Origin of the sequence: Flavobacterium beibuense F44-8, from assembly GCF_000769915.1 — a bacterium.
GTDB classification, from domain to species: Bacteria; Bacteroidota; Bacteroidia; order Flavobacteriales; family Flavobacteriaceae; genus Flavobacterium; species Flavobacterium beibuense.
Genome location: NZ_JRLV01000019.1, coordinates 28,186 through 45,349, shown reverse-complemented (window position 1 = coordinate 45,349; position 17,164 = coordinate 28,186). Strand labels below are relative to the sequence as shown.

Below are 17,164 nucleotides of genomic sequence, written 5' to 3'. Positions count from 1 at the left end.
TATGCAATTAACACTACCAAATTATGAAATTCTTTTTGGTTAACATTATAAGGTGCAGAAATATTAAACTCCTGTTACCCGTTTTTATTGTGTTCACCCTCTTTTCATGCGCTTCCTATGAAGCTAAATATGGGAAAGAAGCTTTTAAATTCCCTATAAAGGATACACTTAACTATACAATATCTCACCGCTTTGTACTTATAGGAGATGCGGGCTATGCTGCACGCCCTAACTCACAACAGGTACTGGCTTATGCCAAAGAAAAACTACAGGAAACAGGCGAAAACACTTCCCTGTTTTATCTTGGCGATAATATTTACCCGCATGGCATGCCTGCAAAAGGTGAAAAAGGAAGAGAAGCTGCCGAAGAAAGCCTTACGTTTCAGCTAAAACTATCTGAATCTTTTACAGGGACAACTCATTTTATACCGGGTAACCACGACTGGTATAGCGGACTGAAAGGCCTTGAGGAACAGGAAGATTTTGTAAAAGATTACCTTGACCAGAAAAAAGCTTACTTACCCGGAAATGGTTGTGGGATAGACGACCTTAAAATAAACGACAGCCTTACCGTAATAGCCATAGACAGCCAATGGTTTATTGAAGACTGGGACCGTTACCCTACTATTAATGACGATTGCGATATTAAAACCCGCGACGCCATGCTAAACGAACTGGAAAGCCTACTAAATAAAAACCAGAATAAAACTGTTATACTTGCCATTCATCACCCTTTAATGACTAATGGTTCGCACGGCGGATACTTCTCATTACGAAAACAACTTTTCCCGCTGGAAAGCGACATTCCGTTACCGGTACTGGGATTGTTTTTAAATTTGATCAGGAAAACATCGGGTGTTAGTCCACAGGATATACAGGGAAGACAGTATAATGCACTTACCAAAAGAATAAAAACACTTGTTCAGGGCAAAGACAATGTAATAGTGGTTTCAGGCCACGACCACAATTTGCAATACATCTATAAAGACAATATCAACCAGATTATAAGTGGTGCAGGATCTAAAGCTGAAGCAGCCACTACCGTAAACCCTCAGGACTTTTCTTATGGAGGATCAGGGTATGCCGTACTGGACATATATGATACTTACACCTCTAAAGTAACTTACTATGCCGTTAAAGACGACGTTGAGAATAAAGTATTTGAAAAATACATTACAAGACCAAGACCAAAGAAATATATCGCCGAAAAGTTTGACTCTAATTTTCCTGCAAAGGTAAAAGCATCGGTATACACTCCCGAAATGACCCAAAAAAGCGGATTTTATAAATTTCTGTTTGGCAATTACTATCGTAAATACTTTAGTATGCCTATTGAAGCAAACACCGTTAATCTGGACACCCTATACGGAGGAGTTACACCTATTAGGGAAGGTGGCGGACACCAGTCGCTTTCGGTAAGGTTACAGGGTCCACAAGGTAGGGAGTATGTTATGAGGGGATTAAAGAAAAGCGCCGATCGTTTTTTACAAACTGTTGCCTTCAAAACCAAATACATAGGAGATGATTTCAACAATACTCTTACTGAGGCTTTCCTTATGGATTTTTACACCTCGTCTCACCCATACACTCCATTTATTATAGGAGATATGCAGGAATCTTTGGGTATTTACCATACAAATCCCGAATTGTTTTACATACCTAAACAGACCGCTTTACAGGAATACAATGCTGACTATGGTAATGCCCTATATATGGTGGAAGAGCGACCAATGGGTGAATTTAAAAACCTGAAAAGCTTTGGCAGCCCTGACGACATTGAAAGTACTGATGACGTATTGGAACACCTAAGAAAGAGTCCGAAGTACACGATAGACGAAAAAGCGTTTATTCGTGTAAGGCTATTTGATATGCTTATAGGTGACTGGGACAGGCATACTGACCAATGGCGCTGGTCACGTTTTAACGAGAATGACAGTGTAATTTACAGACCCATACCACGTGACCGTGATCAGGCATTTCCTAACTACGAAGGCGTGTTATTACCTCTTATTATGAACATCCCGTCACTTCGTTACATGCAGGATTATAAAGACCATATTAGAAGTGTAAAATGGCTTGCTTTTGAGCCTTACCCTATGGATATGGCACTTATAAGAAACTCCAGTGAACAGGAATGGCTTGAAGAAGCCCGCTACCTGAAAACAAACCTTACAGATAAAGTAATCGATGAAGCCTTTAGTAAACTTCCGCCGGAAGTACAGGATGAAACTATCGAGGAAATCAAATCTAATCTAAAGAAAAGACGGGAAGATGTAGAAAAATATGCACTGGAATACCGTGCTGTTTTATTGAGAACCGTACTCATTACAGGGACCGATAAAGATGAGCACTTTGTAATTACCCGACTTTCAGAAGGGCAAACAAGGGTACAGATATACAGTATCAAAAAACACCACGAAGAACTTATTAGCGACAACACATACAACCGTAAACAAACCAAAGAACTTTGGATATACGGTCTTGACGACGATGATATTTTTGAGGTAAAAGGCAAACCCGAGCAACCAATACTTGTTCGTTTGCTTGGTGGTCAAAACAACGACAAATACATTGTTGAAAACGGTAAAAAGGTTAAGATATACGACTTTAAAAGTAAAAAAAACACTTATGAAGTAGACGGCAAAACCAAGTTGTTATTAACCGATGATTATGAAACCAATACATACAACTTTAAAAAACCTGCATTTAACGCCTATACCGGTTTACCAACTGTAGGCTACAACCCTGATGACGGCTTTAAGTTAGGATTGATTGCTAACTATACTGTAAACAGTTTTAACCGCAGGCCCTTTTCGCGCAAGCATACCGTTAAAGCCAACCTGTACTTTGCTACTGGAGGTTTTGAGCTTGATTACACAGGTCAGTTTATGAATGTAGCCAGTAAGTGGAATTTTGGTTTTAATGCCCACTTTACAAGCCCTACCTATAGTATTAATTTCTTTGGTTACGGAAATCAAACTATTAACGACGACGACAAATTGGGCATGAACTACAACAGGGTAAAACTGCAAACCTTTAGCGTAGCTCCTGCCCTTTTTAAAGAAACCCCAAACGGCAGTTACTTTGAAGTACACACCATGTTCAGAACTATTGAGGTGGAAGAAAGCAACAACCGCTTTGTTAGTTGGCCCGGTGTAATACCTGATTATTTACAGGAACACAGGCAATATGCCACTATAAACGGTAAGTACAAATTTGAAAATTATGACATAAAATCACTTCCTGCTATGGGAATGTTGTTCTCTATATCGGGCGGATGGACAATGAGCTTAGATCAGGCTGAAAGGAATTTCCCGCATGTACAAAGTGTTTTAGGCTTTACCCACAGGATCACCCGTGATGAGAACCTTGTATTTGCCACTACTTTTAAAGGGCATGTACTGTTTAATAATAATTTTGAGTTTTATCAGGCAGCTACACTTGGTGGCGATAATGACTTACGCGGTTACAGGAATCAACGTTTTACAGGTAAGGAATCTTACTTACAGAGCACTGATTTAAGACTTACCCTTGGGAATTTCAGGAGCAGTATTATTCCTTTCAAATACGGAATATTTGGCGGATATGACTACGGGCGCGTATGGGTAGAAAACGATGATTCAAGAAAGTGGCATCAGTCTGCCGGTGGTGGATTATGGATAAACGGTGTAGATGCCCTTACGGCAAAAGCATTCTACTTCCACGGGTCAGATGGTGGCAGGGTAGCCTTTGGGTTATTATTCGGATTTTAATAATCTTTCCATCCCTACCTCATATAAGTAACCTCCTGCCTTACTGTCTTTTTCATCAACAATATAAAGGGTATACTTATCCTTAAAACAAATACCTTCCTTTTGGGACATATGTCCCAAAGGGTATTGCGTCATGTTTTCCTGTTTAAAATTATCATTCTCAAAATCGGTAATCAACCATACTTTGTCAGACGACAAAAGTGCCACCGTTTTGCCATCAGGACTAATATCTGCAGCCGTAATAGCACATTTACTGTACACTTTGCAGCTATTCAATTCGGCAATACGTTGCGCTGCATGCTCCCCTTCTTTATTAGGCACTTTGTATACAAAAAAAGTCCCGTCAAACTTAGCACTTCTGTTTTTGGTAAATAAGTAAAAATTGTCGTTAAATTCAAAAAAGGCTTCCACATCAAAAAGCATTTTGGAACGCTTTGGCGGAAATCCGTTTTGTTCAGGGTAATAAAACGAAACCTTGTAAGATGATTTTGCTTCTTTCTTTTCCAGTTCTTCTTTATCCACCCTATAGATAGCAAGATCTTTCCTGTCGTTATCATTATTACCGAAATCACCTATATAGATGTTTCCTTCCTTATCAGAAGTTAAATCTTCCCAGTCCTTGTTTTTGGCATTGGTGATTTTTAGTTTCTTTTCGGTTTTCCCATTCTCATCTATACTGTAAAGATTGTTTTTGTTTCCGCTGTCTTCAAGTACCCATAGTTTTCCGGTTTCGTGTATATACTCAATACCCGAAGCTTCTTTAAGTTCAAGCTTACCCTTTTCCTGCAGGACATCATTACAATTACAGGAAAGTAAAAACAGGGACAGGAGGTAAAACACGATTTTCATAAACTGTATACTTTATTAATACAGTAAAGTTATAAATAAAAAACCATCGGCTAAAAAGCCGATGGCACAACTACTAAAAAAATCAATGTGTCCTATGATTAAATCAAATTGGAAAAAAATAATTCTGCGTAACTAACCTGTCACAAACATACACTTGTAATTTATACAGACCGAGTGTTCCACAAAAAAAACGTTAAAATGTAGTTTTTTTGGGATAAAATGCCACATAAACACACAACCTGTTAATGATGAGTTAATTACAAAAATATTATCATTTAACCCGTAAAGCTTTTGGTAACTTTATAGTAGCAATCACAGTAATATTGTACTAAAAATTAATAACCATTAAAATTTGAAAATTATGGCAAATGATGATAAAAGAAGGGAAAACAAACCTGACAATGCACTAAACAATCCGGATGAACAATTAATCCCTACAAACGATCCGGCAATTATAAATCCGGTGGAACTGGCTACTTTTCCTAAACAGAAAAAAAACGAAGATCCAGACTTGGAAGAGGAAAGGGAAAACCATATGACCAACAGAAAACAATCGGCTGTAAGAAGCGGTCGTAACATTACAAATACTAGTGATAACCCTGAAAAAGACAGTTATATGTAGAAAAAAGCCCTATGCGGGCTTTTTTAACACTTCTATATTAAAATATTATTACTTTTTATAATAATTATATTACATATATACATTATTAACATTGAAAAGTTGTCAAATCGTTAATTTTTTATTATATTTAACTAATTAAATTTTAAGCGATTATGGCAAATGAATTTTTCGGGCGTCAGGATCCAGGCAATCAGGGCGCACCAAATGAAGGCGTAAACATGTATGGTAAAATGTGGGGTTATGAATATTTACCATACGAAGACCCGGCAAAAGTAAATCCACAGGAACTTGCAACCTTCCCTAAGCAGGTAAGGAAAGACATCGCACATCATCATCCACATCATCATCATTATTACGATCAGAGTAAACACATTACACGAACTGATAACCATCCCGATAAAGACGGTTATATGTAAAAGTAACAAAACTCATTAACCATGGTAAAAAGGCTGTTTAAACAGCCTTTATTTTTGCACTAAATCTAACATCCTGAAAAATGAATTATACTCAAATACTGGGACTAATTGCTGCCATATTGACCACAGGAGCCAATATACCGCAGGCTATTAAAGTTATAAAAACAAAGTCAACAAAAAGCCTTTCGGCAGCTACATACGCCCTGCTTTTTGCAGGAATGATATCATGGGTTATATATGGAATATTAAGAAAAGACATTCCCATAATACTAGCCAATGCCGTTGCCGGTAGTCTGTGTGGGGTAATACTGTTTATGAAACTGTTTGTAAAAAGTAAATCAGGTTAAGCCTGTATTAACAATCAAAATCAACATAACTCATTAAAAATAAATTCATTACCTTACATATCCAAAAAAATATTACCATGAACCAACCAGACAAAAGCCATAACAGCTACCTTAACAATGAAGTAGCTTTAAACGCTAGTAAAGAGCAAATTCATGCCGGCAACGAACCAAGACACAGAAGAATAAAGGAAAAATTCAGTCCGGGATTACAGCACGAGTACAATCCGGAAGATTTTTGTACCGATTAACCTGCCCCTTGTTTAAGAATAAATTCTTGACTGCTTCTTTTTGGTTTTATTTACCCTGCCTGTTTCCATATAACTTTTAAAGGCAGCTATATCTTCACGTATTGTTTTCTCAAAGGCAGGTGTAAGTAACTTGGCTATTTCCTGTCCCATAGTACCAAACGGAGCATGATAAGAAAAGGTAATATGTATAAGCGTACCTAATTCACCGGCATCCTTAAACTGTACTTTCCCAGCATTCTTAATTTCTGCTCCCGGTAATGATTGCCAACCTATAAAACGGTTAGCTTCTTCACCTACAATTTCTGCCTCCCATTGTACAGTACCCAATCCGCCCGGCAATACAGCCACCCATTTGGATGTTGTATCACTTATTGTTTCCACACTTTTAAGGTGTTCCATAAAAAGCGGCAAATTGTTTAGGTTTCGCCAAAAATCATACACCTCATCAATAGGCTTATCAATCACCATTCGGGTATGTATATTCACATTTGAATTATGCCTGTAATTTTTATCCAACAGTCGATGTCCTAATTCGCTTGCCGGACAAAAACCACTAATCCCTCTAAACAGCATAAAGGCTGCTGCTCCATATTCGGCCACTCCCCTTTTATGCCTTAGCGAATCATACAAAAGATAACCACCTCCCAATACCGATACCAACTGTTCCATCACACTAATGTTCTTTTTAACAGCAGGCAGGTTTATTTCATTTAGCTTTTTCATAGGTATGTATTGTTTACCTTAAAAATACTAAAGCCCAAAATAAACTCTTATTACTTTAACACAACCTTAGTAGCACAAAAAAGCTACCAGAAACCTATTAATTAACTCATTTTTAATTATTAACATTTTTTAAGAGGTGTTTTTACATAGTTAATAAATCTCCTTATCAAAATATACAACATGTATAAAATTTTATAACGAATTGATATTATAATACATAAGCAAATGGTCATTTTTACCTACATTTACTTTCTTATAAAAAATTACCATGCATATACTACAAAAAACACTTTGTTTACTATTGGTTTCTGCATTAGCACTATCTGCAGGCAAACCCAATTCAAAATCCAACCTATACATTACACAGGGACGTACCGATAAAACCGAAGATAACAGGATAATACTGGCAGGACCGGGATCATCTGTTACCTTCAGTTATAAAGGCTCTCAATGCACCATTAACGCACAGTCACTTAACAACTACAACCAGTATGATTATATTGCTATTGAAGTTGACGGTAAATACATGGGAAAAGAAAAAGTAAACATCAAACCCGATAATGTTTCTATAAACATACCAAGTAGTGAAAATGATATCCATAAGGTAACGGTTTACAAAGCTACCGAAGCAGGAAACGGAAGTATTATCTTCTCTGGCGCCGAAGGAAATATTGTAAAGACCAAAAAAGAAAAGGGGAAAAAGAAAATCGAATTTATAGGCGACTCCATTACCTGTGGTATGGGTAACGAGACCGAAGAAATTCCGTGTGGCACGGGCGAATGGTTTGACCAACATAATGCTTATTTTGCATACGGTCCTGTTACTTCAAGAACACTTAATGCCGATTTCGTTTTAAGTTCGGTTTCGGGTATCGGTATTTACCGTAACTGGAACGATGAGCATGAAAAGGAAAAAATAATGCCTGATGTGTACGAGAACATCTACCTGAACAATTCTGACAAAACAGTTCCTTATAAATTTGGGTTTAATCCGGACATTACCTGTATTGCACTAGGTACAAACGATTTCTCTGACGGAGACGGTAAAAAAGAGAGGCTTCCGTTTAATACTGATAAGTATGTGAAAAGCTATGTAAACTTTATTAAAACCGTTTACAGCCACTCCCCTAACACACAAATTGTATTATTAACCAGCCCAATGGTTAAAGGAGAAAAAGCAAAAATATTTGCTAACTGCCTTAAACGTATACAGGCAGCCTATAAGGACGATAAAAAACATAAACCGGTTCAGGTTTTTGAATTTAGCGACATCACTCCTCACGGTTGTGGTTATCACCCTGATATAAAAGATCATCAGGAAATGGCAAATGAATTAGCTCCATTCTTAAAATCACTTTTAAATGAATAAAATCAGCTTTTACCTATCACTTTTCATCTTGCTAATTACAGGAGCAGCAAAAGCAAACGTATTATTGCCTTCCTTTTTTTCAGACAACATGGTACTGCAACGCAACAGCGAAGTTACCATTTGGGGATGGGCAAGTCCTTTTGAAGATGTTACCCTTACCGTAGGATGGTCTAAAGAGGAAATTAAAATCAAGCCCGATAATCAGGCTCACTGGGAAGTAAAACTTAAAACTCCTGAAGCAGGCGGACCTTACACTCTGCATTTTAAAGGATACAACGAACTTACCATTAAAAACATAATGATTGGTGAGGTATGGTTCTGTTCGGGGCAGTCAAACATGGAATGGTCGGCCTCAATAGGAATAGACAATGCCGAAGCTGAAATTGCAAAAGCCAACTACCCTAACATACGTTTCTTTACAGCTCCAAAGGTAGCAGGTACTTCTCCTCAAATGAACATTGTGGGTAACTGGCAGGAATGTACTCCGGAAACCATGAAATACTTTAGTGCTGTAGCTTACTTTTTTGGTGAGCGCTTACAAAAAGATTTGAAAGATGTTCCGATAGGACTCATTAACTCCAGCTGGGGTGGTACTCCGGCAGAGATATGGATGCCTGAAGATTATATTGCCAAAGACGCTGTACTTGCCGAAGCCGCTGCAAAACTTACTCCGGTTGCATGGGGCCCTACAGAACCGGGACGTACCTATAACACCATGATAAATCCGTTTGTTGGCCTTAAACTGGCAGGTGCCATATGGTATCAGGGAGAAAGCAATGTAGGTAGTACTGTGTACGATAAAACACTGGCAGGACTTATCAAATCATGGCGTGAGGCATGGGGAGATGATTTCCCTTTCTATTTTATACAAATAGCGCCGTTTAACTATGAGAACGATACTTACGGAGGTGTAATAATACGTAACTCACAACGCAAAGTACTTAACGAAATTCCTAAAATCGGGATGGTGGTTGTAGGCGATGTTAGCCCTACCGATGATATACACCCGCGTGATAAGAGAACCGTAGGCGAAAGATTGGGTAACCTTGTATTAAAATCACAATATGGTATTGATACAGGAGTAGTTTACGGTCCGCTTTATAAAGATATCACTATTAGTAAAAATAAAATAACTATACGTTTTGATTATGCCGAAGGACTGCATTTTTCTTCAAAGAAATCAGAGCTGTTTGAGGTAGCCGGAAAAGACGGTACGTTTTACCCGGCAACAGCAACCATAAAAGGCAATACTGTAGTGGTTTCATCCAAAAAGGTAAAAGAACCTGTTACTGTACGTTATGCTTGGCACAACACTGCTAAACCCGATTTATTTAACAGTGCAGGATTACCGGCCTCATCTTTTTTAAGTGAATAATTATGAAACGAACCTTATTGATACTTGCCGTGCTTACTGTTTGCACCGCTAATGCCCAAAAAAAGAAATCAATGGATAAAAAACAGGATATAGAACAAAGAATTGACGAACTACTGATCAAAATGACCCTTGAGGAAAAAGTAGGTCAAATGAATCAGTATAACGGTTTTTGGGATGTAACAGGACCCTCACCAAAAGAAGGCAATGCTGCCACAAAATACGAACACCTGCGTAAAGGATGGGTAGGCTCCATGCTTACCGTTCGTGGTGTGAAGGAAGTGCGTGCCGTACAAAAAATTGCTGTTGAGGAAACCCGCCTGGGTATTCCGCTTATCATAGGTTTTGATGTAATACATGGTTATAAAACATTAAGCCCAATACCACTTGCCGAAGCTGCCAGCTGGGATATGGATGCCATAAAGAATTCGGCTAAAACTGCCGCATCAGAAGCTGCTGCTTCGGGTATCAACTGGACATTTGGCCCTAATGTAGATATTTCACGCGATGCACGTTGGGGTCGTGTTATGGAAGGTGCCGGAGAAGATCCGTTTTTAGGAAGCCAGGTGGCGATAGCCCGAGTAAAAGGATTTCAGGGAGATGACCTTTCCAACCCGCTTACCATTGCAGCCTGTGCCAAGCACTTTGCAGCTTATGGTTTTGCAGAAGCCGGGAGAGACTACAATACGGTAGATATTGGTAACGCCACATTATACAATACAGTACTGCCTCCGTTCAAAGCGGCTAACGATGCAGGTGTGCGTACTTATATGAACTCATTCAATATCCTTAACGGAGTACCTGCAACAGGAAACAGCTTCCTGCAAAGGGATATACTGAAAGGAAAATGGGGTTTTGACGGTTTTGTTATTACCGACTGGGCTTCTATAAGGGAAATGATTGCCCACGGATTTGCTGAGGATGGTGCCGAAGCCAGCGAAAAAGCAGTTAAGGCAGGTGCCGATATGGATATGGAATCTCACCTGTATGTTTATGAACTGGTTAAACTGGTTGAGGAAGGCAAAGTAGACGAAGCTCTTATTGATGATGCGGTAAGACGTATTTTAAGGGTGAAATTTGAACTTGGCCTGTTTGATGACCCATACCGCTACTGCGATGAAAAACGCGAAAAAGAAATAATATACAGTAAGGCAAACCATGAAGCCGTACTGGATATGGCTAAAAAATCGATTGTACTTTTAAAAAACGAAGGCAACCTACTTCCGCTTAAAAAGAAAGGGCAAAAAATCGCGCTTATCGGTTCGCTTGCTAATGATAAAACGAGTCCGCTTGGAAGTTGGAGAATCGCTTCAGATGATAATACAGCCGTATCAGTACTGGAAGGTATGCAGCAGTACAAAGGCAACACATTAGTGTTTGAAAAAGGTGCCGATCTAACCATTGGCAAAACCACTTTCCTTGATGAACTGGTTTTCAACACTACCGAGAGAAGCGGATTTGAAGCTGCTAAAAAAGCCGCTAAAGAAGCCGATGTTGTGGTTATGGTTCTTGGTGAGCACGGTTTCCAGAGTGGTGAAGGTCGTAGCCGCACCAACCTGGACCTACCGGGATTACAACAGGAATTACTGGAGGAAATTTATAAAGTAAACCCTAATATAGTACTGGTACTTAACAATGGTCGCCCATTGGCTTTACCATGGGCTACCGAAAACATCCCAACCATAGTTGAAGCATGGCATTTAGGTACTGAAACCGGTAATGCCGTTGCACAGGTACTGTATGGCGATTATAACCCTAGCGGTAAATTACCTATGAGTTTCCCACGCAATGTAGGGCAGGTGCCTATTTATTATAACCAACACAGCACAGGAAGACCAACAAACAGCGACAACAATGTTTTCTGGTCTCATTACAGTGATGTGGAAAAAACTCCGTTATTCGCATTTGGTCATGGCTTAAGCTACACTACCTTTAAGTATGGTACAATTAAGCTTAACAAGAAAACCTATGCTAAAGGTGAGCCTGTAAAAGTATCTGTTGAAGTTACCAATACAGGAGATTACGACGGTAAAGAAGTCGTTCAGTTATATATAAGGGACATAGCAGCAAGCCTTTCACGACCTGTAAAAGAACTGAAAGGGTTTGAGTTAGTACCGCTTAAAAAAGGCGAAACCAAAACAGTTACCTTTACCCTTACCGATAAAGAGCTTGGTTTCTTCAATAACGAAGGTGAATATCTGGTAGAGCCGGGAATATTTAAAGTGTTTGTAGGCACCAGTTCTGCAGACAATCAGGAAACTGAGTTTGAACTGAAATAACCACTACATATAAGTTTTACTAAAAGGCGTTGAATTCAACGCCTTTTTTATTTAACTTTAGTTAAAACACAGTAATTCAGGATCATGAAACCAACCATCAGCCAACCAAACCTGTTTTTCTGGATTTTACTACTTATTTGTAATACGGTATTTTCTCAGGAAAACAATGATTCCATATCCGTTAAAAAACATAAGGTAAACCTAACCGGAATACCTATGGTAAGCTATAATAAATCGTACGGATTTATAGGCGGAGTAAGAGGTATGGGATTTTTTAATGTAAATGAAAAAGACACTATATCCCCTGCCAGTTTAGCCGGAATAGCCTTAGGATATACCGAAAACAAATCATGGTTTGGATCGGCTTTCTCCCAGCTTTACTTTAACGAAGATACCTGGAGAATCACTGCAGCTGTGGGGTTGGGAAAAATCAATTTTCAATACTTTGACGCATCGGGATCTGATGAAGGTAATTTTGTAGACTACAGCAATGTAACCGATTTTTACTATTTAAAAGGCATGCGTAAAATTATCCCCCACTTTTACGCCGGAGCCCTGTTAAAAATACAACGTTCTGAAGTGGTTTTTGAATCGGCTCCCGACAGCACTACGGTTACACATGCAAACGGATTTGGAGTAAGTGTGCTATATGACAATCGCAACAATATATACAGCCCCACAAAAGGATGGAAAAGCGAAATAACCTTTGTAAGTAATGCCGAGTGGATGGGCAGTGATGAACTTTTCAATTCAATAAGAGCTTATGCCAATTATTATTTAAATCTAAACGAAACAATGGTACTTGCCAGTAGGGTAAGTATGTTTTCGGGGTTGGGCAACGTACCCTTTACAGGACAGCATTCTGTAGGCGGAAAAGACATAAGAGGGTATACTGAAGGCAAATACCGTGGCGAACAGGTGTATGCTTTACAAAGCGAATACAGATGGAATTTTTATAAACGCTGGGGCGCGGTAGGCTTTATGGGATTGGCATTTACCGAGAAGCCCTACAGCGGTATACTCCCCGGAGGAGGTTTGGGCCTACGCTTTAGAGCGATCCCTTCCCGAAGTATTAATATTGGTCTTGACTATGCAATAGGTAAAGGTGATAACGGAATTTACTTTAGGATCAATGAAGCCTTTTAAATAAAAAAGCATGGCTTTCACCATGCTTTTTTTACTTCTTCCACTTTTCTAATTGATAAGCACTATCCCAAAACAGGTATTCCAAACGGCTGGCATCTACAAATGCAGCAATCATTTGCTTTCTTTGAGCTTCAGTACAGCTATTAGCAGCTTCATCACAAAGTGTAATGGCTTTCTCCACAAGTTGTCCAAACTCCTCACCACCGTAGGTGTTTATCCAGTCCGCATAAGGGTTGTTTCCTTTTGTTTGTATTTCCAGTATATAATCCCCTACTTTTTTATAAATCCAAAAACAAGGCAATACTGCTGCCATTCCTACTTCAACCTGTTGCATATACACCGTACTTTGCATATAATGCACATAATGATGGCAGGTAGGTGACATAGGCACCCTGTCACCTACGTTAAACTGCTTGAAGTAAGAATCGTGCAAAGCTCTTTCGACCACTATGGCACCTTCTGAAAAACGAATAAAGTCCAACATAGTATTCACACTTTGGGCTTTAGCACTAATCACTGCCAGTGTTCGTGCAAAATATTCCAAATAGTGAGCATCCTGCTGCATGTAGTATTTAAACTTCTCTAAGTCCAGTGTTCCGTTTGCCAGTTCGGTTATAAAGGGCATTTGGATAATATCGTTATAAATAGGCAGTATTTCCTGCCATGCTTTTTCACTCCATTTCATTTTTTATCATGGTTTGCGGGTTATAAAAATGATTTAAAGGTCCGTTGCCCTTACCTATAAGCACATCCCTGCCGTGGTATATGGCTCCGTTAATATATTCCTGCGCCAGGGCAACCGCATTTTGCAATTCCTCTCCCCTTGCCAGATAAGACGCAATAGCAGATGACAGTGTGCAACCTGAACCATGTACATTATTGGTATCTACCTTATCTGAAACATAGGTATTTACAATTCCGTTCTCATCCATAAGGATGGAGGTAAGTTGTTCCGTTTGCAGGTGTCCTCCTTTCATTAAAAGAGCCTTACAACCTGTAGCGCTTATTACCTCCCCTGCCTGCTGCATTTGCGATACAGTTTCAATAGGCATATTAGCCAATAATGAGGCCTCATCCATATTTGGGGTAATTAGTGTAACCAACGGAAAAAGCTGTGAAACAATTACCTCAATAGTGGTGTCTTCAATGAGCTTATCACCACTGGTAGCCACCATAACCGGATCGAACACTACCGGAATATCAGGGTACTTTTTAAGGGTAGCTGCAATTACCTCGACAAGCTGTGAGGTATGTACCATTCCTATTTTTATGGCATCAGGACGTATGTCTTCCATAACAGCGTCTAATTGTTGCTGTACAAAATCTGCAGGAATATTATGTATAGCCCTTACCCCTGTGGTATTTTGTGCAACCAACGCGGTAATAACCGACATACCATAACAACCCAATGCCGAAAATGTTTTCAAATCGGCCTGAATACCTGCTCCACCACTAGGGTCGGTACCTGCTATGGTTAATACTGTTGGGTATGTATATTTCTTTTTCATGCTGTTTCTATTAAGTTTCGTAATGCCTGAGCAGCCATAGCAGGATTGCTTGCTGCACATATTGCCGACACCACTGCAAGGCAATCGGCTCCTGCCTGTATTACCTCCTGAGCATTTGTTTCATTAATCCCTCCTATTGCTACAAGTGGTTTATTTGTAATGCTTTTTATTTTGGCAATCCCCTCCAGTCCCCATTCGGTAACCGTATCGGTTTTGGTTGGTGTACTAAATACCGGACTTACACCAAGATAATCAACATATTGAATTTCCTTTCCTGTAAGCTGCTCTAAATACTCTACCGAATAACCCGTCATATTACAATCAGGCCATTTATTTTTAATTTCAGACGGAGGTACATCCGAATTCCCTACATGAACCCCATAAGCATTACAGTTTACCACTACCAAAGGATTATCGTTTACAATAAGCGGTACCCGATACCTGTCCAGCATTTCCTTTAGCCTTAAACTGCTTTCCAAAAAATCAGGATAGCTTTTGCTTTTTTCCCTTATCTGCACCAAATCAACTCCGCCTTTCACCGCCTGTTCGGCAACCCAAAGCATATCCCTGCCACAACAGGCCTCTTCACTTATTACCAGATATAGCTTATATGGAAACGGCTTAGTCATTCTCAATGGTGACTTTTAGATAAGTGTTGAACTCATCTTCGGTAATATTATACAGTTTATCCAATAAGTGCATCTGTAAACTACCCGGTCCTTCAGACTGTTGTACAGCAATCTCACCAACAATACCCAGTAATGCCATAGCTGCTGCCGTAGCCTCTTCAGCATTATCAGGTTCACTAGCCACAAAAGCACCAATAAGAGCCGTGGCTGTACAGCCAAGACCTGTTACTTTTGTCATCATTACGTGCCCATTATTGATAAGTATTTTTTGATTTGCAGAAACAATCACATCGGTAGCACCCGATATGCAAACTACGGCTCCTGTATTTTCATTAAGCCATTTGGCAGAAGCTATAGCCTCTACAGACTGATGTGTACTATCTACCCCTTTTGTTTGTCCTCCGGCATTAGCCAGTGCCATAATCTCTGAAGCATTACCACGAATTACTGTAGGCCTGTACTTTAAAAGTTCAGCCACTGTAGTATTACGAAGATTGCTTGCTCCCACCCCTACAGGATCCAACACCCAGGGCTTACCCAACTGTTGGGCTTTTGCGGCTGCCTTATACATGCTTTCAATCCAGTATTCGTCAAGCGTACCTATGTTTATAACTGTAGCTCCGCAAATGCTCACCATCTCTTCAATCTCAGCATGTGCATGTGCCATAATAGGCGATGCTCCTGCTGCCAGTAGCGCATTTGCCGTATTGTTCATTACCACATAATTGGTAATATTATGTACCAAAGGGGATTTTTGCCTAAGTTGTAAAACAGATTTCCAAAGGGACTCTCTCATATTTAATTTTTTATAGTGCGTAAATATGGCTTAAGAGTTTCCCGAAAAGAAATCAGGATATAGAAGTGTATACAGATACGCTTTTCCCTACGCCGGTATAAACCGAATCAGGTTCAAAGGGACTCTCTCAATTCTTTACAGAATACCCCTAAAGCCAGCATCAAAGATACATATAGTTATGGTGTGAATAAAGTTACTCAATGTTAAAATAAAAAAAGGGCTTAAAAAGCCCTTTTGTAAAGTATGTTTTTTATTATTAGAATTTGTTATCTCCGTCAAGCAGATTACCCAATCCGCCCAGTATGCTTCCTTCGCCTCTTTGCTGACCTCCGCCCTGTGGTGCCGATGCATAAATTCTGCCTGCAAGCCTGCTAAATGGTAACGATTGTATATAAACCACTCCAGGACCGCGAAGTGTTGCATAAAACAATCCTTCACCTCCAAAAATTGTATTTTTAATACCGCCTATAAATTCAATGTCATACTGTACATCTTTAGTGAACCCCACAATACAGCCTGTATCTACTTTAAGCACTTCGCCAGCCTGTAATTCTTTACGTGCCAGTGTACCCCCGGCGTGTACAAATGCCATACCGTCGCCTTCCAGCTTCTGCATAATGAAACCTTCACCTCCAAACAGACCTCTGCCCAGTTTTCGGGAAAACTCAATCCCTACCGAAACACCTTTTGCCGCACAGAGGAAAGCATCCTTTTGACAGATAAAGCGTCCGCCGTATTCGCTTAGGTCTATAGGTACAATTTTACCGGGATAAGGAGAAGCAAAGCTTACTTTTCGTTTACCGTGATATTGATTTAAAAATACTGTCATGAACAGGCTTTCTCCGGTAAGTAACCTTTTACCTGCCGAAAACAGTTTCCCCATAACACCCTGTGTTTGGTTAGAACCGTCGCCAAAAATGGTATCCATGTGTATACCGGTATCCATCATCATAAAGCTTCCTGCCTCTGCCACTACAGCTTCCTGCGGATCCAGCTCTATTTCTACATATTGCATTTCTTCACCATAGATATGGTAGTCAATTTCGTGTGATGTCATTTTCTTTATTGTTTTTTGATTTGATTAACTATTAGTTGTCAAAATACGCTA

General features: G+C 39.5%; 16 protein-coding genes and 1 riboswitch. Of the genes, 9 read left to right on the top strand and 7 right to left on the bottom strand.

What is annotated here, in order from left to right:
• Positions 1-89: 89 nt before the first annotated feature.
• A complete protein-coding gene (locus tag Q763_RS14105; RefSeq protein ID WP_232297528.1) occupies positions 90-3,752 on the top strand; it encodes a metallophosphoesterase in 3,663 nt (1,220 codons plus the stop codon).
• On the opposite strand, the gene Q763_RS14100 is transcribed toward Q763_RS14105, so the two are convergent.
• Positions 3,738-4,601 (bottom strand): hypothetical protein, encoded by an 864-nt coding sequence (locus Q763_RS14100; protein ID WP_035135432.1) that lies wholly within the window; start codon positions 4,599-4,601, stop codon positions 3,738-3,740. The genes Q763_RS14105 and Q763_RS14100 overlap by 15 nt on opposite strands.
• 361 nt (positions 4,602-4,962) lie before the next feature.
• On the opposite strand from Q763_RS14100, the gene Q763_RS14095 reads away from it, so the two are divergent.
• From Q763_RS14095 to Q763_RS17855, 4 genes are all read left to right on the top strand, one after another.
• Complete coding sequence (locus tag Q763_RS14095) at positions 4,963-5,223, top strand: hypothetical protein (RefSeq protein ID WP_035135430.1); 261 nt, start codon at positions 4,963-4,965, stop codon at positions 5,221-5,223.
• Between the two features lie 152 nt (positions 5,224-5,375).
• On the top strand, positions 5,376-5,639 hold the full coding sequence (locus Q763_RS14090; protein ID WP_035135428.1) for a hypothetical protein: 264 nt from the start codon (positions 5,376-5,378) through the stop codon (positions 5,637-5,639).
• An 80-nt stretch (positions 5,640-5,719) separates the two neighbouring features.
• Positions 5,720-5,986, top strand: a complete 267-nt coding sequence (locus Q763_RS14085; RefSeq protein WP_035135427.1) for a SemiSWEET family sugar transporter — start codon at positions 5,720-5,722, stop codon at positions 5,984-5,986.
• Positions 5,987-6,063: 77 nt separating this feature from the next.
• Positions 6,064-6,234, top strand: coding sequence for a hypothetical protein (locus Q763_RS17855; RefSeq protein WP_157499450.1), 171 nt, complete (start codon positions 6,064-6,066; stop codon positions 6,232-6,234).
• Between the two features lie 12 nt (positions 6,235-6,246).
• Here the strand turns inward: Q763_RS17855 and Q763_RS14080 are convergent, their stop codons facing one another.
• Positions 6,247-6,957, bottom strand: a complete 711-nt coding sequence (locus Q763_RS14080) for an SRPBCC family protein (RefSeq protein ID WP_052123455.1) — start codon at positions 6,955-6,957, stop codon at positions 6,247-6,249.
• A 268-nt stretch (positions 6,958-7,225) separates the two neighbouring features.
• Between Q763_RS14080 and Q763_RS14075 the strand changes: the two genes are divergently transcribed.
• From Q763_RS14075 to Q763_RS17560, 4 genes are all read left to right on the top strand, one after another.
• Positions 7,226-8,326, top strand: coding sequence for an SGNH/GDSL hydrolase family protein (locus tag Q763_RS14075; protein ID WP_035135425.1), 1,101 nt, complete (start codon positions 7,226-7,228; stop codon positions 8,324-8,326).
• Positions 8,319-9,701, top strand: coding sequence for a sialate O-acetylesterase (locus Q763_RS14070; RefSeq protein ID WP_035135423.1), 1,383 nt, complete (start codon positions 8,319-8,321; stop codon positions 9,699-9,701). Before Q763_RS14075 ends, Q763_RS14070 begins: the two co-directional genes overlap by 8 nt.
• A 2-nt stretch (positions 9,702-9,703) precedes the next feature.
• On the top strand, positions 9,704-11,977 hold the full coding sequence (bglX, locus tag Q763_RS14065; protein WP_035135422.1) for a beta-glucosidase BglX: 2,274 nt from the start codon (positions 9,704-9,706) through the stop codon (positions 11,975-11,977).
• A gap of 84 nt (positions 11,978-12,061) precedes the next feature.
• A complete protein-coding gene (locus tag Q763_RS17560; protein WP_052123454.1) occupies positions 12,062-13,123 on the top strand; it encodes a BamA/TamA family outer membrane protein in 1,062 nt (353 codons plus the stop codon).
• A gap of 31 nt (positions 13,124-13,154) precedes the next feature.
• Here Q763_RS17560 and tenA read toward each other — a convergent pair whose 3' ends face one another.
• From tenA to Q763_RS14035, 5 genes are all read right to left on the bottom strand, one after another.
• Complete coding sequence (gene tenA, locus Q763_RS14055; protein WP_035135421.1) at positions 13,155-13,808, bottom strand: thiaminase II; 654 nt, start codon at positions 13,806-13,808, stop codon at positions 13,155-13,157.
• Positions 13,795-14,631, bottom strand: a complete 837-nt coding sequence (gene thiD, locus Q763_RS14050) for a bifunctional hydroxymethylpyrimidine kinase/phosphomethylpyrimidine kinase (RefSeq protein ID WP_035135420.1) — start codon at positions 14,629-14,631, stop codon at positions 13,795-13,797. The genes tenA and thiD overlap by 14 nt, the downstream gene beginning before the upstream one ends.
• Positions 14,628-15,260 carry a thiamine phosphate synthase gene (gene thiE / locus Q763_RS14045; RefSeq protein WP_035135417.1) on the bottom strand — a complete coding sequence of 211 codons (633 nt, stop codon included), beginning with the start codon at positions 15,258-15,260 and terminating at the stop codon, positions 14,628-14,630. The genes thiD and thiE overlap by 4 nt, the downstream gene beginning before the upstream one ends.
• Positions 15,253-16,056, bottom strand: coding sequence for a hydroxyethylthiazole kinase (gene thiM / locus Q763_RS14040; protein WP_035135415.1), 804 nt, complete (start codon positions 16,054-16,056; stop codon positions 15,253-15,255). The genes thiE and thiM overlap by 8 nt, the downstream gene beginning before the upstream one ends.
• Before the next feature lie 67 nt (positions 16,057-16,123).
• Positions 16,124-16,216: riboswitch (TPP riboswitch) on the bottom strand.
• 96 nt (positions 16,217-16,312) lie between these two features.
• A complete protein-coding gene (locus Q763_RS14035; protein ID WP_035135413.1) occupies positions 16,313-17,113 on the bottom strand; it encodes a TIGR00266 family protein in 801 nt (266 codons plus the stop codon).
• Positions 17,114-17,164: the final 51 nt, after the last annotated feature.